The following is a 20,868-nucleotide window of genomic DNA, read 5'->3' as shown; positions in this document are numbered from 1 at the left end:
CTCATCAAACAATTAAGCTCGGTAAATAATCGCTGACGCGGTATTTCTATAACATCGGTCGAAGAAAATTCTTGGTACTTCTAAGGTTGATCTAGATCAAGGAAATTTCATTCGTTGCAATCTATATTACGCGGCTGCAATTTCGTCGCGTCCGAAATCCATAATGTGGATTTTAATGGCAATACTCATTTTCGTGCTTAAAGGTGTGTCATGGCATTACTCATCAATAACAAATGTATTAACTGTGATATGTGCGATCCTGAGTGTCCGAATGAGGCTATTTATATGGGCGCGAAGATTTATCAAATCGATCCTAACAAATGCACTGAGTGTGTTGGCCATTACGATAATCCGACTTGCGTGAGTGTTTGCCCTATTGATTGCATTAAACCTGATCCAAATCATCGAGAATCACTTGATGAACTTGCTGATAAGTACGTCAAACTCACTTCTCAAACGTCTTAGTCATTGTACACTCATTCTTTTTAATGGTTTTAAAGTAGCACCTTGCGTTAATTGTTCTACAATTCTAGGAACAACAATACGTTATTAATTAAGGTGTGTTATGTGGTTTGGTAAGTCTTTAGAAGCTGAAATTGCAGCATTAAAAGCAGAGCTCTACCCGCTTAAAGATCTAACAGCAGGCATTGATGAAGAAATGTTGGTTCTTAGGCTTAATGCTGATGGGGATATGGCTTATATTAACCAAAACTTTCTAGATGAATTAGGCTTCTCTCTTGAGCAGCTAATCAACTCTCCTTTTGAAAACATAGTTACACCTCAATCTAAAAGTAGTGATCAATTTATAGCGTTAAAACGCGCAATTGACTGTCAAGAGCATGGCGTCGGTCATCTACAAATAGCTCGATTCGATGGCAAGCTCGAATGGTTACGTTTAATTGCTCACCCAGTTCATACCGCAGGAGGTGAGCTGGATTATTTTGCGATTTATGGCACTGTGTTAACTGATGCCATTGCCAGCTCTCGCGAGCAACGGGATGTTATTAATGCTATCTACCGTTCAATGGCCGTTATTGAGTTTGATCTAGAAGGGGTTGTGCTTAATGCAAATGAGCCTTTCTTAGCGGCTATGGGTTATAAAAAAGACGATATTGTAGGTAAACATCACAGTATGTTTTGTGACCCCGAGGTCGCTAACTCCGCAGAATATGAAGCATTTTGGCAGCGCCTCAGACGGGGGGAATTTATTGCTGAGCGTTTTAAACGAGTGGACCGCTATGGCAATGACGTATGGCTTGAAGCGTCTTATAACCCTATTACGAATGATTTTGGTGAGTTGTATAAGGTAATGAAGTTTGCCACTGTCATTACTGATCAAGTGAACCGTGAGCATGCTATTTCTCAAGCAGCAGAAATTGCTTATGGCACCTCAACAGAAACAGACAAGCTCGCCAAACAAGGTGCACACGTTTTACAAAGCACTATGGCTGTGATGGATGAGCTTGCGCAGCAAATGGAGCAGGCCGCACAGGAAATCGCAGCGCTTGATAAGCAATCACAACAAATAGCCAATATTGTGCAAAGTATTAGTAGTATTGCTGAACAAACCAATTTATTGGCGTTAAATGCCGCGATTGAAGCTGCTCGTGCCGGAGAGCAAGGGCGTGGCTTTGCTGTTGTAGCTGATGAAGTGAGGCAATTGGCGTCTCGTACGTCTAAAGCAACAGAAGAAATTGTTGATGTCGTAAAAGACAATCAGTCTCTTACGCAAAATACCGTGCGAGTGATAGAGCAAGGTAAAGTTAAGGCTGAACAGGGGCAAGTATTAGCGAATGAATCAGGAAAAGTCATGGAAGATATTCAGCAAGGAGCGCAGGAGGTTGTCGATGCCGTTGGGCAGTTTGCTAATCAACTAACAAGTTAAAGATGTGTTTTTCTCATTTATATTCAAATTGTTAAGTTAATTCTTATTTCGTCTTAAGAATTTTCCTATTATCGCAAAAATAGGGACTTTACTGTAACAAATACGTTAAAGTAAGCATGCATATACTATTTTGCTATGTGCGCGCCTATACATCAGACCAAGGTGTATTTTTTTCTTACCTTAACGTGAAGAGTCCCATGTTTTTTAGTCAATCATTAAAGAATAAAGTTACTGAATTAGACGATGAGTTGTTTACTGTTTCACAAGTAAAAAATACGCTCGATAGTAAAATGCTTACTTTAGAACTAGATAAAAATGCACATATCTTGTCACTGAATGAGCAAGCAACCGTTGAACTAGGTTATGAGAAAAATCAACTGATAGGCAAATCACTTCTTAGTTTAGTGCCTGAACTGGCAAGAACGACCCGTCATTACCAGAGCTTTAAAAAAGCGCTTGATGATAAAGAAGCATGGGTGGGGGCTGTACAGCTTGTAAATGCCCATAATGAACAGGCGTGGTTACGGGTTATTTTGCATCCGGTTATCAATAGACAGCAGCAGTTCCAGCAGTTCACTTTGCATGCCAGTGCACTTACCCGAACTATAGAAACGTCAAGAGAAAACCAAGATTTAGTAAAAGCGATTCATCGCTCAATGGCAGTGATTGAGTTTGACTTATCTGGCCATGTAATTACTGCGAATGAACAGTTTTTACAAGGTGTGGGCTACGCAAAACAAGAAATAGTGGGAAAGCATCACAGTATATTTTGCGAGCCCGAGGAGGCAAACTCAGCAGACTACGCCGATTTTTGGAAAAAGCTTCAAAAGGGCGAGTTTATTGCGTCTCGCTTTAAACGAATTAATAAATATGGTGAACCTGTTTGGCTTGAGGCAAGCTATAACCCCGTTTTTTGTGAGCAAGGGGAGCTTTATAAAATCGTAAAATTTGCAACAGTCATTACAGAGCAAGTTAATCGTGAAATGGCAGTCTCTCAAGCTGCTGAGATTGCCTATAGTACCTCGACAGAAACTGACCAAATTGCTCATCAGGGGGCTGAGGTGTTAGGCGATATGGTGAATGTTATGGATGAACTTGCAAAAAAAATGGAGCAAGCAGCAACGGAAATAGCTGCACTTGATAAGCAATCTCAGCATATAGCTAATATTGTACAAAGCATTAGCAGTATCGCAGATCAAACTAATTTACTTGCGCTTAATGCAGCAATAGAGGCTGCAAGGGCGGGTGAGCAAGGCAGGGGCTTTGCGGTTGTTGCCGACGAAGTAAGACAGTTAGCTTCGCGTACCTCGAAAGCGACTGTTGAAATAGTTGATGTTGTACAGCAAAACAGAGCGCTGACGCAAAATACGGTAGAGGTAATTGAGCAAGGAAAAAGTAAAGCTGAGCAAGGTTACAGCCTTGCAACTGAATCTGGAAAAGTGATGAGTGACATTCAAAACGGCGCGCAAAAAGTGGTGGATGCTGTTGGTCAGTTTGCTGACCAACTTAAATAATGTTACCTGTGCTTATATTGAGTTTTGCAATAACCACGTAGAATATCAGGGTGGCGAAGTTTGATATGTTTACTTTGCCTCCCAGATACGCGTTTTCGCCAAAGTTTAAAACTTGAGTTTGTTAATTGCTCACGCATTAACGCGATAACGCTTTTTTCATTTAAGCCAAACTGTCGGTTTATCGCTTCGAATGGGGTTCTGTCTTCCCACGCCATTTCTATAATACGAGATATTTCATGATCTAAATGCTGCATTACGACTCCTTTTTGTGGCTTATACGTATCTGCAGCAGATTTAGATTATAAGATATCCTGTTGCCAGTTCTGTGCTAAAAAGTCGATGAACGCTCTCACTACATTTTGTTGGAAGTTACGTGATAAATACACCGCCCATAAGTAAGAGCCAGTTGTTTTGTGCTCTGGTAGTACTTTAACAAGCTCTCCCGATGCCAAATAGTCATTAGCAAGGTCACAAGGTAGGTGAGCCACCCCCATGCCTTGTTTTGCTGCTTTTAGAAGTACGCCCATATCGTTGGCAACAATGTTGCCCTTAACAGTGACTTTTTGTGTGTTGTCACCGCGTTGAAATTGCCAAATGTTGTGTTTGTTATGAATAAGGCAATTGTGTGCAGTTAAGTCACTCGGTTCATTAATTGGTGGGTTTGCAGCTAAATAATCGTGTGATGCACACACAGCGGTTGCGATATACATTAGCTTGCGGGCAATGAGTCCTTCATCTGGCTGATGGATGTAACGCAAAGCGATATCAACGCGGTCATCAACAAGCTGCGATAAACTATCTGAAAGTAACAGCTCAAATCGCGTCTGTGGATGGCGTTTGGTAAACACTTCAATGGCATCAAACAGTTTATGTTGGCCAAGCCCAATAGGGGAGGCAACGCGAATAGTCCCCACCAATTCATTGTTATGGCTGTGTGCACGGCTTTGTAAATCAGACACTTGAGTTAGTATTTGCTGGCAGTAGTTAAGGGCTTCTTCGCCTTGAACAGTTAAACTTACTTTTCGTGTTGTGCGATGAAATAACCTTAAATTTAGCCACTTTTCAATATCTTGAATATGCCTAGACACTTGTAACCGGCTTAAACCTAAATGCTCAGCAGCTTGAGTAAAGCTGCCTGTACGGGCAACTTCGACAAAGCTAGTAATTGAATTGAGTTTGTCCATTGGTATCTTCAACTGAAACAATGTGTATCTATATAGTGTGTTTATCAGTAATTAGTGAACAAGTAAACTGCAATCATTGAAACAAACAACGGAGCATTCCTCATGAAATTAGCAGTTATTGGCGCAACTGGTTGGATTGGCAGTCACATTACTTCAGAAGCAATCGCACGTGGTCATCAAGTAAATGCATTAGTTAGAGACGCAGGTAAAGTAACCCAAGATAACGTTACTGTGACTGAATTTGATTTAACAAACGATGATATCGCAAGCGCAGCAGCGGGGAGCGATGTTGTTATTGCTGCAATTGGGGGGCGTGCTTTAGGTAACCATGAAATTGTGGCAAACACAGCAAAGCAATTACTAAACGCGCTTGCAGGTACTGGCACACGCATTTTATGGGTGGGCGGTGCTGGTAGCTTAGAAGTGGCACCCGGTGTAACACTGGTATCAAGCCCTGATTTTCCTGCTGAATACAAAGCAGAAGCTATTGCTCAAGGTGAGGCACTTGATGTATTTAGAGCATCAACAACAGATACACCATGGACATTTGTGTCACCCGCTGCGGTTATTTACCCTGGTGAGTCAGAAGGTCCATACCGTGTCGGTGGCGATAGCTTTTTTACTGATGCAAACGGCGAAAGCAAAATATCAGTCACCGATTATGCAAAAGCAATGCTTGATGAAGCACAGTCGGCAGCACATTTAAATCAACGCATTAGTATTGCTTACTAATAACGAGCCTTTCTTCAGGCTCATAAAGTGGTATTCTTAAGCGATGTGTTAAGTTATCTATTTATTTTATGAGCCTGCTATTTTCTGTTGCACTTGCAACCATACCCGCCTTACCTGAGCCCGTTGCCAACAACGCTGTAGCCAAAGTTGTTATTGATGAACATGCCTACTTTTTAAGCTTTATGGGCTTGGGGGCAGGCAAAGCACACAATGATGTTCACAATAAAGTATGGGTACTCAAAGTGGGCGATAACGCGTGGCAAGCGGCTAAAGCGGTGCCAAGTACATTGCCCCTTACTGGTCGTTTAGCGAGTACCGCAGTGGGCGTTGGTAAACATGCCTATGTATTTGGTGGCTATACCGTTAGCGCTGATCATCAAGAAATCTCTACACCCGATGTATATCGCTATGATGTGCGCTCTAATTCATATACGCAGCTTGCCAATATGCCTGTGCCGGTGGATGACAGTGTGGCGCTTTCATATAAGCAGCGTTATATCTATTTAGTCAGTGGTTGGCATAACGATGGCAATGTTAACCTTGTACAAGTGTATGATACGCAAACAGATACTTGGCAACAGGCTTCGCCCTTTTTAGGTCAACCGGTGTTTGGCCAAGCGGCGGCAATTAGTGGTAGCACAATTTTGGTGTGTGATGGTGTAAAAACACGGGCGAACGCAGATAAGCGTCGTTCTTTTGCTGCGGTTGCACAGTGTTTAAAAGGCACGATTGATGCAAATAACCCATTAAAAATAGATTGGCGTACCGTGCCACATCCAACAGGTGTGGCCCATTACCGTATGGCTGCAACCAGTTTTAATGGCGACATTTATATGATCGGCGGCTCCGATAACCCATATAACTACAATAGCATGGGATACGACGGTAAACCAGCGCCAGCGAGTGATCATGTTTGGCGCTTTGATGTTAATAAAAACACGTGGCAAGTGATGCCAAAAGCCGATACTGCGAGCATGGATCATCGAGGTTTATTAGAGCACCAAGGAAGTTTGTATCGTCTTGGTGGTATGGACAATAATCAACAAGTGACAGCCGATGTACTTGGTTACAAGGTGGCCCTTTCTTTATGAATACACTCTATATTACTGGGGCGGGAGTGAGTGCCGCTAGCGGTATACCGACCTTTCGTGGCGAAGATGGCTTTTGGACCATTGGTAGCAAAAATTACACGCCGATGGAAATGGCAACCCGTGCTATGTACGAAAACAATCCCCGCGAGTTTTTAGCTTGGTACTATCATCGTTTTGCAACATATCGGCATCACGGTCCCAATGAGGTACATCATTGGTTGAGTGATAAAAATCTCATTACGCAAAATATAGATGGTCTTGATGGCAAAGCAGGTAACACCGATTTTATTGCTATTCATGGTCGCTTAGATCAAATGACACTGTTTCACCACCAAGGTGACGATGCAATGGCGTTTAACGCACCGTGGGATAAGGTCAACGAAGACAATCTACACAACTCATTGCTTGAGGTGTTCAATATCAGTAATGAAAGCCCCAAGCTTAACGAATCGTTTAAGCCTTACGTATTGTTATTTGATGAATACTACACTGAACTTTATCGAATTTCTGAGGCGCAACAGCGCATGCTCGATGCCGATAAAATCGTCTTTATCGGCACCTCGTTTAGCGTCAATATTACGCAAATGGCACTTGATATTGCACGCAGCCAAGGCACACCAATTGACGTGGTTGACCCCGATCCTACTCACGTATTTCATCCTAATGTAACCTACCACAAGATGACTGCGCTTGAGTATGTGCAGCAGCAAGGGTAAAAAATAAGGCGCTTATATTAAGCGTCTTATTTATTTTATATTACTGCTGTTCAGCTTTTGTTGCTGTGATGTTTAAGCGCGCTTGTAAGGGATCAGGTAAAAATTCTGCAGTCCCAGACTTGCTCATTTGCAGTATAAAAGATTCATCATTTTTATATGCTTGCCATGTTGGTAAACCTGGGCCATTTGGTGTGCCTAATTTAATAAAATTAGTCACATAACGGTGCATTATTTTAGCGGCTTGCTTATCTTGCTCGGTGGTGACATGCCCATATTTAGCTGCCACAGTATTAAAAAAGTACGGGATTTCGCTGGCGTGCTCTGCACCAGGTTTATCTAAGGTTTGTGCAACATAACCAAAACGATATAAAAAGGCATCATTACCCATATCTGTCACACGTTTTGCAACGAACCTTGCTGGCTCTTGCATTAAAGCATCTTGACCTACTTGGTAATTGAGTAAAGGTAATGGTGTTTTGCCATTTGCATCGTAAGTCATTTTTGCTTGTGTACTGTGCGGAGCAAAGCTTGCGAACAGTGACTCTTTTGAAGCAAAATTAGCAAAGCCTAAATCCATATCTGTGGTGCCAACCATGGTTGCAACATGGCTAAATGTGCCTTTACTCAAGCGCGCTTCAGTGGCCGAATTGATGATTGTGCCATCAATAATTGGCCCGCCAACGTAAGTAGACTGATCATTATTTTGTCGGTTTAATGTGCTCAGATTGAGGTTATCAACCACGTCTTGTGCAGGTAACTCACGTAGCGCCGCAAGGGCATTTTCATCACTGCCTAAAATGGTGTGTTGCTTGGCAAAGTTTTCGCCAGTTTTTTCGGCACTTAATACAGTGTTGTCATCACTCTTAAGCGGCAACTGCTTAAATAGCTCTCGTCCGCCGGCTGACATAATAATCGCTTGTTGGAATAAGCCATTGGCAGCAGGGGTTTGCATCATTGCATGCACCGATGCGCCACCAGCAGATTCACCCATAAGTGTCACTTTAGAAGCATCACCACCAAATTGAGCGATATTTTGTTTTACCCACTCAAGGGCGGCAATTTGATCCATTAATGCGTAGTTGCCCAGTGCATCGTTTTCAAAACGAGTAAGAGCAGGGTGGGCAAAAAAGCCAAATCGGCCTAATCGATAATTAAAGCTAACAAAAATAACGCCTTGTTTAGCAAAGCTTTCGCCTGAGTAAACAGCGGGAGATGCGCCACCATTTACAAAGCCACCACCGTGTATCCATACTACAACAGGGTAAGGAGTATCGCTGTGTTTAGTGGGTTTAAATACATTTAAATAAAGGCAGTCTTCCGATGGCGTTGTTGTAAGCGGTGCAGCATCGCCAGCAAATGGTTTTTGCATACAGTCAGGGGCGTAATTGCTAAGCACTTTCACATCTTGCCATTTTGGCACAGGCTGCGGTGCTCGCCAGCGTAAATCACCGACAGGGGGAGCTGCATAAGGAATGCCTTTATAAGTTATTACGCGACCTTGTTGCTGTCCTTGGATTAATCCACCATCGACTTTGATATTGTTACTTTTAGGTTGCTCTTGGCAGCCTTGTAAAAAAAGAGCTGAGCATAGTAATACAGAAGCACACAGCATAGAGTTAAAAAAACGAGATGTCATCACATAGCCTAGGTAGAACTGGTTAGGCTTATAATATTAACATATTCATACAGTAACAACGAGAAAACCAGTACAGAACCAAGGGGGAGTCTGTACTGGTTTTGTATTTGGCTAAACCACGCGGCGCGTTGTTCATTAAAAAGACTAAGTGAGTCTTTTATCACTTGGGCAGAAGTGAGCCAAATTTAGTTAACGCTTAAAAGCGTGTACGAATACCTAGCGTAATACGACGCTCAAAGATATTTTGAGTGATCACATTATCTGACCACTGGGCGTATATATCTTCTTTTTCTTTGGTTAAATTGCTGATTGACGTATAAATGCTCGTGTCTTCTGCAAATTCATAACCAGCATACATGTCATAATACAGTGTACTTTTAGTCCAAAATGGCACCACGCCTTCGCCCATAGCGGAGCTTAAGCTATCGAGACGATCACTACGATAGTTTGCAGCTAAGCGAAGTTGTAATGGGCCTTTTTCATACCATAAAACAGCATTAGCTGATTTTTCAGAGTTGTCTTGAATTGGTAAGCTCTTACCGTAAACATCGACGTTAGCGCTGTCACTTGGGGCATAGGTAAAGTTTAGAGATGTACCTAAACCATCAAAAGGTTCTGGTAAGAAGTCGAATGCTTGTTGATAGGTAACTTCAAAGCCTTTGATTTCACCACCTTCGCCATTAATCTCGGTCGTTACAGGTACTTCGCGACGAATTACGCCGTCAATGTCTGGCAGACCTAGCATTACAGTGCCACTTTCGACAAATGATTCTATATCCATTAAGAAAGCAGAAATACTTAATAAGCCACTTTCATTAAAATACCACTCGGCAGATAAGTTATAGTTAGTTGCGCGCCAAGGCTCTAAGTCTGGATTACCATTTTGCGTGCCTTGTACCGCAACGAGTAAGTCTGGGCTCACACCGAGTTCAGCTGCGAGGATATCACCAGCACGAGTACGACCAACACTGATGCCGCCTGCAAGTTTACCAATGTCCAGCGTTGTCATTGTTTTGCCGTAACCAGCACGTAGAATGAAATCTTCAGTGAGGTTTAAATTAAAGTTCATTGATGGTAAGAAGTCTGAATAATCACGACTTAACCATTTTTCACCTGTTTTTTCACTGGCGGTACATAATGAACATGGACGTGCTGAACCGAGTTGGTTTTGTAACATGTCGAGTTCTGTTTTGATGTATTGCGCACCAATATTTGCGGTGTAACTCATCTCAGCCAACTCACCTGCAAAATTAAATTTAAAGTAAGCTGATTGGGTTTGCTCTTTTACTTTGTAAGTGCGTGATGGGTTAGCCAGTCGTTTATTGCCTGGGTAAATAGCATTTTGGAATGCCATAGGGTCATCCATTACCTTCGGATCGATAAGATAAAACCCTTGTCCTACACCACCTGGTCCAAAGTCATTTATTTGGTTTACCCAGCCGTCTGGTAAATCACTAAAATAGTTGGGATGACCAATCGTTAAATCACCACCCGCAACGCTGTTTTCACCATCGCCATTGGTATCGCCTAAAGAGGCCCCAGAGTCTTTCCACATGACATCAGCGGTAATATCACCAGATGTAAATGGTGCCACTAAAATATACGTTTCCCGCTCGACATCGCGTTTTGATGCCCGTAATCCAAAATCGACGTTAGTGAGGTGGTCTGTTGAAAATTCATAACGGCCATCAAGTCTAGCAACATCAAGCGTTGCTTCTTCTTCGAAGTTATTTTCTGAGTAAGTTGATACTAGGTTATATTGATTGATATCGCTGCCAAAGCCTTCCTCAAAACCTAGGGTGATGTACTCGCCAGTACGAGAGAAATCAACCATGACAGGATCTGGGCCAACACCATTTGGGTTAACCGGTGTTGCACCTGTGCCGTCGTTCCTAAGTAGGCCATGTTGTGCGCCAGAGGTTAAATAACCATGCGCTACATTTTCGGTATGACCGCGCTCGGCACTACCATGTATGTATCTGAACTCACCTGAAAGAGGGCCATCTCCTTGGTATTCAAAGAGTAAGCTTGCGTTAGTTGATTCACGATCATTGGTTAAGCTTTCTGAATAAGCACTGACACGTCGTGCTTCTAATGTGGCGTTGTTAACAGTGTAAATTTGCCCACCACGGTCGTTGTCGAGGCGTGGTATAAAGTTATCTGAATAAGCCCAAATTTCGCCGCGGGCATTATCGACCATCATCCCTTGCTTGCGATCCGCATCATCCATGTCGGTATAGAAAATATCACCGGTAAAAGTCAGTGAATCAGACAACTGATATTGCACAGTGGTGTTTAAGCCGAGGCGATCTCGTTCGGTTTCTCGGTGCATTACGCCATAAAAACGTTGGCTGTAGTAACTGTCGTTTAAGTCTCCATCACCATTGAAATCTCGTGAGGTTTCATTTTGAATCTCGTTGGAGGTTAAAATCGTGCCATTACGGTAGTTAGCAAGTGTACTTTCATCATAAGCGGCAGTGAAAATAATACCAAATTTGTCATTGTTATAGCCCGCAAATGCCACTAATTTAGGATCGGTTTCTTCTGATAAGCTGCCGCGTGTCGCTTCGCCTGTAAATGAAAAAGTCGTGCCTTGTTCTAAGTTGAATGGGCGGCGAGTTTTTAGATCTAATGTGCCTGAAATACCACCAGCGAGAATATCGGCTTGCGGAGACTTGAGTACATCAATACCCGATAAAAGCGCAGCAGGTACGTCAGTGAAGTCAGGTTGAAGTGTTGTAATTGAGCCTGCACTTAAAAATTGTTCGCCATTTAACAGCGTTGTCACTTGCGGCATACCACGAACATTAATCGTTGAGCCTTCGCCTGCTGAGCGACGAATTTGAATACCGGGTATACGTTGTAGAGTATCTGCAATGGTCACATCGGGTAATTTACCAATATCTTCTGCGGTGATTGAATCCATCACACCAGTACTAAAGCGTTTGTTATTAATATCTTGCTTGTTACTGGCTGCAATACCACGTACCTCGATGGTTTCTATTTCATCGTTTGTCAAATCACTTTGCTGTGCGGCTACTGTATTTAGGCCACTTAGCCCACAAATGACAGCTGCCACAGCCTTAGCCGTTATGCTTGGCGAGAGTGTATGTTGGTGACGGGTTTTAGTTTTCATTTTAAACGTTCCTCATCCTGTATTTTTAAAGTTAATTATTATCATCTGTTAATTTGTAACACGTATTGACTGTTGCTGTGTTATTAATTAACATTAGATTTAACAAAATTGCAATACCCATTACATTAAATAAGTCACATTTTTTGTATGGTTTTTAATGAAAAGTAATTAACCAGCTGATTTACATGAAGAGTTTTTGAATGAAAAAATTAAGCGTTGCAAACTTGGAAACCGTAAGCCGAGCCAATAAAGGACTCGGTAATGTTCAGCAGCTTCACAAATCAGGGTGGAACATTGCACAGCAAGATGTCAGTTTGCCATGTTTGTGTCTGTATGAATCACGCCTATTGAATAACATTAGCTGGATGGCTGACTATACCAACCAAAGCCATGTGTTATTTGCTCCGCATGGTAAAACAACCATGACACCTGCCATCTTTAAAAAACAATTAGCGGCTGGAGCATATGCAATTACTGTGGCAACCACAGCTCAAGCTGTTGCAGCAGTAAAGAGTGGCGCTGAGCGAGTTTTGATGGCAAATCAATTGATTGGTCGGGCAAATTATCAACAGCTTGATGACTTGCTCAGTAGCAATGAGATTGTATTTTATTGCTTGGTCGATAACCTTGATAACGTACGCATGCTTGGTGAGTACTTTGCTAATACTCAGCACACCATTCATGTACTGATTGAGCTTGGCGTTCCTGATGGCCGCTGTGGTGTGGTTAACAGTCAATTATTGGCAGAGTTGATCGCAGAAATAGCAAAATTCGATTCATTAGCTCTAGCGGGTATAGAGGTTTATGAAGGTGTGCTGGGCGATCCCCTTGCCGTGAGTCAATTTCTTGAGTATGCGGTTGCGACCTGCAAACAGCTTATCGCCGATAATGCGTTTGATACTAAGCAAGTGATGATCACCGCTGGTGGGTCGGCTTACTACGATTTAGTGTGTGAGGCATTTCATCCAGATAATTTAACCGAGAATATGCTAGCCGTGTTGCGACCTGGTTGTTATGTCACTCATGATCAGGGAATTTATGAGCAAGCTCAACAGCAAATATTAGCGCGCAATGAATTGGCATGCTCTTTGGGGAGTGAGCTGACATCTTGCTTAGAAATTTGGGCGTATGTGCAGTCAATGCCCGAGCCAGGAAGGGCCATAATAGGTTTTGGTAAACGAGATACAGCGTTTGATGCAGGGTTTCCAATCCCAACACTTCATGTTGATCAACAAGGGCAAATAAGCGCTGCAAATAGCAACTGGAAAATAGAAAAAATGATGGACCAGCATGCCATGATGAAAGTACCCAATGATACCACACTTCGTGTTGGCGACATTGTAGCCTTTGCTACCTCTCATCCGTGCTTAACATTCGATAAGTGGCGCTACATCAACGTAATAGACGATAACTACAATGTGGTTGATGTCGTCGAGACTTATTTTTAGGAGAAAGACGTTTGGATATAGTTTCAAGAATAAAAGAGCGCTTGGGTCATCTACGCCAATCAGAACAAGCTGTTGCTCAGTTAATTTTAGCTGATTTGCAATTTGCAGCCTCGGCAAGCATTAGTGATTTGGCTGACAAAGCAAACGTGAGTCATGCATCAATTACGCGTCTAGCGAAAGCGCTTGGTTGTAATAATGTCCGTGATATGAAGTTGCAGTTAGCGCAATCTTTAGCGGTTGGTGAGCGTTTTATCACTGAAAATAACACTCAGCGTGAAGATATACCGGCAATTTATCAGGCCATTCATGACATTTTGGATGTCAATGCAGGGCTAATTAATCAAACGGATGTTGAGCAAGCAGCTCATTACATTGCAAATAGTCGCCATAGTTTAATTTTTGGTGTGGGTGGAGGAAGCTCAGTGGTTGCGCAAGAGTGCCACAACCGATTATTCAGGCTTGATATTTTAAGCAATGCTTACAGTGACCCTGTAATGATGCGCATGACAGCAGCAAGTGTCGATGTGAGTGATGTTGTGGTGGTGTTATCACTAACAGGCTATACCAAAGACTTAATTGATGCAGCGAATATCGCGAAAGATTATGGAGCAAAAGTGATTGCTATTTGCCCAGAGAGTGAACTTGCTAACACTGCCTCCATTCATTTACCAATAAAAACAAATGAATCTGACTATATTTTCACACCGAGTACAGCGCGTTATGCCATGTTAGCCGCAGTCGATGTACTAGCAAGTGAAGTGGCCATTTTAACGCAGAAAAAATCACGCGAAAAATTACGTCGTATTAAACACGAGTTAGATGAATATCGCCAAGGACCTGATCGCGCCCCACTAGGAGATTAATGATGCACAGCAAAGACTCACCGCCTGTGGATACATTGATTCTAGGCGCGAAGGTATTTGATGGCCAAGGTAATGAAGCCTCAATCACTGATGTAGCGATAAGCGATGATCGCATAATAGCAATTGGCAAGCTCAACGAATTGCCTGCTAAACAAGTTATAGATGCAAAAGGGTTATGCTTAGCGCCTGGTTTTATTGATGTACATACCCATGATGACTTGGAAGTACTGCGCAATCCTAGTATGGCTGCGAAGATCAGCCAAGGTGTCACAACGGTCATTACTGGAAATTGTGGGATCAGTGCAGCCCCTGCTGTGCTAAATGAAGCAGCCCCAGATCCGATGAACTTATTGGGGGCACTTAGTGAATTTAAATTTGCCACCATGGCTGATTATATTCACGCTTTGCAAGCAAGACCTGCAAATGTGAATGTAGCGGCTTTAGTAGGCCATACTACATTGCGTAATAATGTCATGGATGATCTTTTGCGAGGTGCAAATGATGCAGAGATTAAGCATATGTGTAAAGAGCTTGATGCTGCTCTTGCAGCTGGCGCGATTGGCTTGAGTACGGGGCTTGCTTATAAAAATGCGAATCAGGCACCCAGTGATGAAGTTCAAGCCTTTGGCCCTGTTTTAAAAGCCCATGACGCTATCTATACAACTCATTTGCGTACTGAGTTTGACGCTGTCATTGAGGCGATGGATGAAGCGTTTGCGATGGAGCAAGCTTTTGATATAAAAGTTATTATTTCGCATTTGAAATGCGCTGGTAAAAATAACTGGGGACGTGCGCCAGAGCTGATTAATCGGTTTTCAAACCAAGGTTCGCACTCTCGTTGCAGTTGCGATGCTTACCCTTATGCAGCCAGTTCAAGCACTTTGGACTTAAAACAAGTGACCAGCGACTTCGAAATTTTTATAACGTGGTCAGATCCTCACCCCGAAATGGCGGAGCGTTCGCTGCAAGATATTGCAGATACATGGCAGCTGTCGTTACTTGAAAGTGCTAAAAAGCTGCAACCGGCTGGTGCTGTTTATCATGGGCTTGATGAGCAAGATGTGGCAATGATTCTAGCCTTTGAAAAAACCATGATTGGCTCCGATGGTCTGCCGTGTGATCCCCATCCGCATCCTCGTTTATGGGGATCGTTTCCTCGTGTATTAGGTAAGTACGCACGTGATGAGGGCATTTTCTCACTCGCAACAGCAATACATAAGATGACAGGACTCAGTGCTCGTAATTACGGTTTAACTGACCGTGGTGAGATTAGCGTAGGAAAGTTTGCTGATTTGGTGCTTTTTGACAGCGATGCCATTTGCGATAACGCCACATTTATTGACTCTGAATTACCAGCATCAGGTATTCACAGAGTATGGACCAATGGTCAACCAACCTTTATTGATGACCAAGTAATGCCTGCATATTCGGGCAAGTTTTTAACTTCAACTGGAGAGTAATATGATTAAACGTATAGGAACAGAGGGCGGTACAGGCACCGGTGGTCAGCATTTACCTTTTGCACGAGCCATCGAAGCTGGGGGCTGGTTGATGGTGTCTGGGCAAACGCCAATGAAAGACGGTGAAGTGGTTGAAGGTGGCATTATCGATCAGTCTCGTTTAGCGATTCAAAACTGCATCGATATTATGGATGAAGCGGGTTATGGCCTTGAACATGTTGCGCATGTCAAAGTGATTTTAACGGATGCGCGTTACTTTCAATCATTTAATAAGGTGTTTAAAGAGTTTTTTGGTGAGCACCCGCCTGCTCGAATTTGTGCCGTCGCAGACCTTGTTGTTGACTGCAAAGTTGAAGTCGATGTGACGTGTTATAAAGCCCCATAAATTAAAAAAGTTCGACAGCTTAGGCTGTTGAACTCATACATAAAAATAATTATAAGCACCAAAGCCATCTAATAAGCATAAAGCAATGATAATAATTTGGCTGAGGTGAAGCAGGATGTTGTATGAAGTGGCAATTACTAATGGCCTTTTTAGGCTACCTGATTTTTATGATCTGGTTTGGCTGGTGGGTAAGTCGTAATAGCAAAACCGGTGACGACTTTTTACTAGGCGGACGAAATCTTCCTTTTATTTTAACCTTGGGTACAACCGTTGCGACTATGGTTGGCACGGGCTCCTCAATGGGGGCAGTTGGCTTTGCTTATAACAATGGCTGGGCAGGGATGATTTATGGGCTTGGTGGAGCATGCGGCATCTTGCTGCTAGCAAAGCTATTTGCACCTGTCAGAAAGCATGAATTTATGACCATGAGCGAAGAGGTTTCTTTTTATGTTGGGGCTGATCCGCTTGTTAAAAATACTATCGCTATATTCATTTTTGTAGCCAGTATTGGCTGGCTTGGTGCCCATATTCTAGGCGGCGGAATGTATTTGGCTTGGTTAACGGGATTATCACCACTGAGTGCTAAATTGTTCATTGCTCTTGGGTTTAGTATTTATGTGGTAATAGGTGGCTATGTTGCCGTTGTGTGGACAGACTCTATTCAAGCTCTAGTATTGTTTATAGGGTTTTTCTTGATGGCGGGTGTTGCGCTCTATCAAGCGGATGGTTTGATGATGATCAACGAAGCACAACCTGTACTGAATCAAAGCTTTTTATCACTCGATAAAATAGGTGTTGTACATGGTATTTCGTTGTTTTTTGCAGTCTTGGTTGGCGTACTCGTTGCACCGTCATTTCGCCAACGGATATATTCTGGCAAGCATGTTCGCAGTATTCGTCAGTCATTTTATTTATCTGGCGGTTTATATCTGCTGTTTGCAATTGTACCTGCCATAATAGGTATGGCTGCATACAAGCTCAACCCAACCCTTGAAAATAGTGCCTTTTCATTTCCTTATATGGCCTTTGAGCTTCTTCCTTTTGGCTTGGCGGCGTTGGTAATAATTGCTGGACTCTCAGCCACTATTTCAAGTGCCAGTTCCGATGCCATTGCGGCGGTAAGTGTATTGATTCGTGATATCTATATGCTGGTATTTAAACGGATGCCACATGCCAGTGAGGTCGTTTTGCTATCACGCATAGGTTTAGTGCTAACAATTGGCACGGCTTTACTTTTGGCGTTACTTACTAACGATGTCATTGGTTACATCACCAATATGATTGCGACATTGATGTCGGGGTTGTGTGTTTGTGTACTGCTTGGGCATTTTTGGCCCCGATTTAATTGGCAGGGCGCTATGACGGCATTATTAGTGTCATTTATTGTGTCAATGGCGGTAATTTTAACGCCAAGTTGGCAAGCTTATTGGAGTAACCCCATTATTCCAGCAACATCTGCATCAATGCTGCTTTGTATTATTGTGACCTTACTTACCCCAAAACAGCGCTGCAGTAGCGAACAAGCATTAGCAATTTTAAATAAGCAAAGAGAGGCGATGCATCATGATTAATGTGGCCTTTTTTGGCGAAGCAATGCAAGAGCTTGACGGTGATAACAGCATTCGATTTGGTGGCGATGTTTATAATACTGCGGTGTATTTTAAGCGCTTACAATTAAAAAATACGAAGGTAAACTTTGTAACGGCGCTGGGTAGTGATGAAGTAAGTGACGTTGCACGTTGCCTTTGGCAGAAGCAGGGCTTGTCGCTTGACTACTTGCAAATAGCAGCGAATAAAACCCTTGGTAGCTACGGTATAACAACCGATGCAAAAGGAGAGCGTAATTTTAGTTATGAACGTGATGACAGCGCTGCCAAGCAGTATTTTTATTTAGATACACAGCACAGGTTCGTTAATGCCTTGCGCGAAGGAAATATGAGTCATTGTTATTTCTCAGCGATTAGTATAGCTATTTTAGATACACCAAGCCGACAATTATTATTAGATGCATTGCATTCCTTTAAAACGGCAGGCGGCAAAGTGATTTTCGATAGTAATTATCGGTCTGTACTTTGGCAATCAGACGATGCTGCTGGGTACTTTAAAAAAGCATTCCAGCTTGCTGATTATTTGTTTGTTACCGATGATGATCATTATGGGGTGTTTGGTGAATGCACAGAGCAGCAGTTAGTCGCGTTTTATCAACAATGTTCATCTGACCTTGTTGTGATAAAGCAAGGACTGGCAGATACACTGGTGCTTGAGCATGGAACATTGCAACGCTTTCCTGTGACGCCTGTAACACAGGTTATAGATACAACATCAGCGGGAGATGCTTTTAGTGCTGGCTTTTTAGCTGCATTTTTACCGACGGGATCCATTACATACGCCGTAGAGATTGCTCAGCAATTGGCGAGTCAAGTTATCGTTGCTAAAGGGGCGATAGTCGCAACCAACATTCAATTAGAGCATAGTGAGGGTTAAACCATGTCATTTATTTTACGCGTTGTATTTTGTAGTCTTTGGATACTAAGTGTCGCGCATGCTAAATCATTACCTTTAATGCCGATGCCTGCAAATATCACAGAGCTTGAAGGCAAGTTTCAATTAGATCAAGAAAACTTAACTGTCTATATAGCTGAGAAATACCGAGACCCTAGTGAAGGGTTATTTGAGCACGCTGCGTTTATTCAGCAGTTTGCAAAGGTCAATTGGGTAGAAAAAAATAAAGCACAGCTGGTTATCGACGTTGATAACTGGCTACCTGCAGTCCCTACTTTAGGTGTGGATGAAAGTTACCAGTTGAGTATTAGTTCGCAAGGTATTTTACTCAAGAGCGCGACTCAGTTTGGTATGCTCCGAGGATTTAGCACCTTGTCGCAGTTAGTGTTTTCAACAAAGCAGCCTTACTTACTGAGTGCGATCAAAATTGATGATACGCCAGCGTACCCGTGGCGAGGACTACTATTTGATAGCGTTAGACACTTTTTACCAATTGCAGATGTAAAGCGTACCCTTAGAGGGCTTGCTTTAGCAAAAATGAATGTATTTCATTGGCACCTCACAGATGATCAAGGCTGGCGTATAGCGCTTAAAAGTTACCCTAAATTACATCAACATGCTTCGGATGGGCTTTATTACACACAGCAGCAGATTAAAGACGTGGTTAGCTATGCCGCACAGTTAGGTATTCGAGTGGTGCCGGAGTTTGATGTGCCAGGGCACGCGAGCAGTATTGTGCTTGCTTACCCTGAGCTCGGTAGTGGGACAACCCCTACGTCGATAGAGCGCCATTGGGGGGTATTTAGACCCTTATTAGACCCTAGTAACCCGAAAGTGTATACATTTGTAGAGGACGTTGTAAAAGAGCTAACGGAGTTATTTCCCGACGCTTATTTACACATCGGTGGTGACGAAGTGGATGCGCGTGACTGGCAAGAAAATAAAAAAATACAAGCGTTTATGGCTGAGCATGACTTACCAGATAGCCACGCATTACATGCTTATTTTAATCAACGTGTTGCTAAAATCTTAGCTAAATATAATCGTAAAATGATTGGTTGGGATGAAGTATTACATCCAACACTACCTAAGCAAACATTAGTGCAGTCTTGGCGAGGTCATCATTCTCTTGCTGCCATTCAAAAGGCGGGCTTTGATGGTTTATTATCCAGTGGTTTTTACATCGATCAGCCACAATGGACAAATTACCATTATCGTAATCACCCTGAGCCTATAAAGCGTGACTCATTAACCGCAAGCAACATTTTAAGCAGCGCACAGTTTACTCTAACACGCCTTAAGGGCAGTGCTGTTACCGGCGACATAAGTGTATTTACAACTGCCGATTCAGAGCTTGCCGCTTTAGTTACGATAACAGGCAAAGGGGCGTTTATAACAAGAAATGTGAAACAACGAGCAGCAGGGTTCGAAGTATTAATTGATACATGGATGGGGCCTACGATGCTGGTTGTTGCGACTAACAAAGTGAGTAACTTACCAGCATTTGTTGGCAATACCCCGTATGACTTACAGACTAAACCTGATGAGAAACCCAGTATTCAAGTGCTTAATCAAACATTACACGATACGCAGCAGGTGAAAAAGTCAGGCGAAGTATTGGGCGGTGAGGCGACAATATGGGCGGAGCTAGTCACGACAGATACCATAGATACACGCCTTTGGCCACGCGTTTATGCTATTGCTGAGCGTTTTTGGTCACCCAAGAGTATGACCGATGAGCGAGATATGTATCGCCGTTTAGCGATTATGGATGAATTTGCTATACAACATGGTAGTAAACATAAGGCGCAATTTATTTCTCGTCTTGAAAACGTGTTAGCTGATAATGCCAATCAGGCTAATATCAATGCACTACTAACATTTAGCACGTTTATTGAGCCTGCACATTATTATACTTTGCACCATTTAGCCTATTTGCGAAATGAATATCACCATGATGCGCCACTTGATAAGCTTGTTGATGTACTCCCTGTTGAAAGTTTGCAGCTACGTGCGTTTAATTATCAAGTTGAAGACTTTCGACAGCAATGCGCCACAGAGCTAAAAGAAACGTTGCAGTTCCAAGTCAACCGTTGGAAAGAATTTATAACCGACCAGCAAAAGGTTATTGAATCAATCCCTGAGTGGCAGCAGGTTTACAAGCAAATAGAGGCATCTTTTAACACGAGTGATGTTCAACCTATTGCGAATAATAATGGCACTATTGCTCATGTTATCGCTTCATTGAATCATTACAAAGAAGCAAGCAACCATTGCGAAAGTATGAAAAAGAGTCACTTTTGATATTTATCCCCA

At 42.7% G+C, this 20,868-nt stretch carries 17 protein-coding genes; 13 read left to right on the top strand and 4 right to left on the bottom strand.

Going from position 1 to position 20,868, the window contains the following annotated elements; translation table 11 throughout:
* Positions 1-210 precede the first annotated feature (210 nt).
* From L3Q70_RS19970 to L3Q70_RS19960, 3 genes are all read left to right on the top strand, one after another.
* Positions 211-465 carry a YfhL family 4Fe-4S dicluster ferredoxin gene (locus tag L3Q70_RS19970; protein ID WP_062567699.1) on the top strand — a complete coding sequence of 85 codons (255 nt, stop codon included), beginning with the start codon at positions 211-213 and terminating at the stop codon, positions 463-465.
* A 100-nt stretch (positions 466-565) separates the two neighbouring features.
* A complete protein-coding gene (locus tag L3Q70_RS19965; RefSeq protein WP_237115449.1) occupies positions 566-1,885 on the top strand; it encodes a methyl-accepting chemotaxis protein in 1,320 nt (439 codons plus the stop codon).
* A 197-nt stretch (positions 1,886-2,082) separates the two neighbouring features.
* Positions 2,083-3,399 carry a PAS domain-containing methyl-accepting chemotaxis protein gene (locus tag L3Q70_RS19960; RefSeq protein ID WP_062567697.1) on the top strand — a complete coding sequence of 439 codons (1,317 nt, stop codon included), beginning with the start codon at positions 2,083-2,085 and terminating at the stop codon, positions 3,397-3,399.
* Positions 3,400-3,401: 2 nt separating this feature from the next.
* Here the strand turns inward: L3Q70_RS19960 and L3Q70_RS19955 are convergent, their stop codons facing one another.
* Together L3Q70_RS19955 and L3Q70_RS19950 are read right to left on the bottom strand one after the other, a co-directional pair.
* On the bottom strand, positions 3,402-3,653 hold the full coding sequence (locus L3Q70_RS19955) for a TIGR03643 family protein (RefSeq protein WP_062567696.1): 252 nt from the start codon (positions 3,651-3,653) through the stop codon (positions 3,402-3,404).
* Positions 3,654-3,698: 45 nt separating this feature from the next.
* Entirely contained in the window at positions 3,699-4,583 is an 885-nt protein-coding gene (locus L3Q70_RS19950) for a LysR family transcriptional regulator (protein WP_237115448.1), read from the bottom strand.
* Positions 4,584-4,685: 102 nt separating this feature from the next.
* Here L3Q70_RS19950 and L3Q70_RS19945 point away from each other — a divergent pair, with 102 nt between their 5' ends.
* The 3 genes from L3Q70_RS19945 to L3Q70_RS19935 all read left to right on the top strand — a co-directional run bounded on the left by L3Q70_RS19945 (position 4,686) and on the right by L3Q70_RS19935 (position 7,122).
* Positions 4,686-5,315 carry an NAD(P)-dependent oxidoreductase gene (locus L3Q70_RS19945; protein WP_237115447.1) on the top strand — a complete coding sequence of 210 codons (630 nt, stop codon included), beginning with the start codon at positions 4,686-4,688 and terminating at the stop codon, positions 5,313-5,315.
* Positions 5,316-5,383: 68 nt separating this feature from the next.
* On the top strand, positions 5,384-6,406 hold the full coding sequence (locus L3Q70_RS19940) for a kelch repeat-containing protein (RefSeq protein WP_237115446.1): 1,023 nt from the start codon (positions 5,384-5,386) through the stop codon (positions 6,404-6,406).
* The gene (locus L3Q70_RS19935; RefSeq protein WP_062567692.1) at positions 6,403-7,122 is read left to right on the top strand and encodes a Sir2 family NAD-dependent protein deacetylase; all 720 of its coding nucleotides are present in this window, start codon (positions 6,403-6,405) and stop codon (positions 7,120-7,122) included. Before L3Q70_RS19940 ends, L3Q70_RS19935 begins: the two co-directional genes overlap by 4 nt.
* A gap of 40 nt (positions 7,123-7,162) precedes the next feature.
* Here the strand turns inward: L3Q70_RS19935 and L3Q70_RS19930 are convergent, their stop codons facing one another.
* Positions 7,163-8,758, bottom strand: coding sequence for a carboxylesterase family protein (locus tag L3Q70_RS19930; protein WP_237115445.1), 1,596 nt, complete (start codon positions 8,756-8,758; stop codon positions 7,163-7,165).
* A gap of 196 nt (positions 8,759-8,954) precedes the next feature.
* The gene (locus L3Q70_RS19925) at positions 8,955-11,894 is read right to left on the bottom strand and encodes a TonB-dependent receptor (RefSeq protein ID WP_237115444.1); all 2,940 of its coding nucleotides are present in this window, start codon (positions 11,892-11,894) and stop codon (positions 8,955-8,957) included.
* 200 nt (positions 11,895-12,094) lie between these two features.
* Here L3Q70_RS19925 and L3Q70_RS19920 point away from each other — a divergent pair, with 200 nt between their 5' ends.
* The 7 genes from L3Q70_RS19920 (at position 12,095) to L3Q70_RS19890 (ending at position 20,856) form a co-directional block, all read left to right on the top strand.
* Positions 12,095-13,342 carry an amino acid deaminase gene (locus L3Q70_RS19920; protein WP_237115443.1) on the top strand — a complete coding sequence of 416 codons (1,248 nt, stop codon included), beginning with the start codon at positions 12,095-12,097 and terminating at the stop codon, positions 13,340-13,342.
* Between the two features lie 11 nt (positions 13,343-13,353).
* Positions 13,354-14,205 carry a MurR/RpiR family transcriptional regulator gene (locus L3Q70_RS19915; RefSeq protein ID WP_062567688.1) on the top strand — a complete coding sequence of 284 codons (852 nt, stop codon included), beginning with the start codon at positions 13,354-13,356 and terminating at the stop codon, positions 14,203-14,205.
* Entirely contained in the window at positions 14,205-15,665 is a 1,461-nt protein-coding gene (locus L3Q70_RS19910) for a D-aminoacylase (protein WP_209438165.1), read from the top strand. The genes L3Q70_RS19915 and L3Q70_RS19910 overlap by 1 nt, the downstream gene beginning before the upstream one ends.
* A gap of 1 nt (position 15,666) precedes the next feature.
* Entirely contained in the window at positions 15,667-16,050 is a 384-nt protein-coding gene (locus tag L3Q70_RS19905; RefSeq protein ID WP_062567687.1) for a RidA family protein, read from the top strand.
* 122 nt (positions 16,051-16,172) lie between these two features.
* The gene (locus L3Q70_RS19900) at positions 16,173-17,621 is read left to right on the top strand and encodes a sodium:solute symporter family protein (RefSeq protein WP_237115442.1); all 1,449 of its coding nucleotides are present in this window, start codon (positions 16,173-16,175) and stop codon (positions 17,619-17,621) included.
* Entirely contained in the window at positions 17,614-18,534 is a 921-nt protein-coding gene (locus L3Q70_RS19895) for a sugar kinase (protein ID WP_062567685.1), read from the top strand. The genes L3Q70_RS19900 and L3Q70_RS19895 overlap by 8 nt, the downstream gene beginning before the upstream one ends.
* 3 nt (positions 18,535-18,537) lie before the next feature.
* A complete protein-coding gene (locus L3Q70_RS19890) occupies positions 18,538-20,856 on the top strand; it encodes a family 20 glycosylhydrolase (RefSeq protein ID WP_237115441.1) in 2,319 nt (772 codons plus the stop codon).
* The last annotated feature ends 12 nt before the right edge of the window (positions 20,857-20,868 follow it).

The organism is Pseudoalteromonas sp. CF6-2 (assembly GCF_021729425.1).
Lineage (GTDB): Bacteria > Pseudomonadota > Gammaproteobacteria > Enterobacterales > Alteromonadaceae > Pseudoalteromonas > Pseudoalteromonas arabiensis.
Note: the sequence above shows the minus strand (reverse complement) of the source record. Positions and strands in the feature narration are given on the sequence as shown.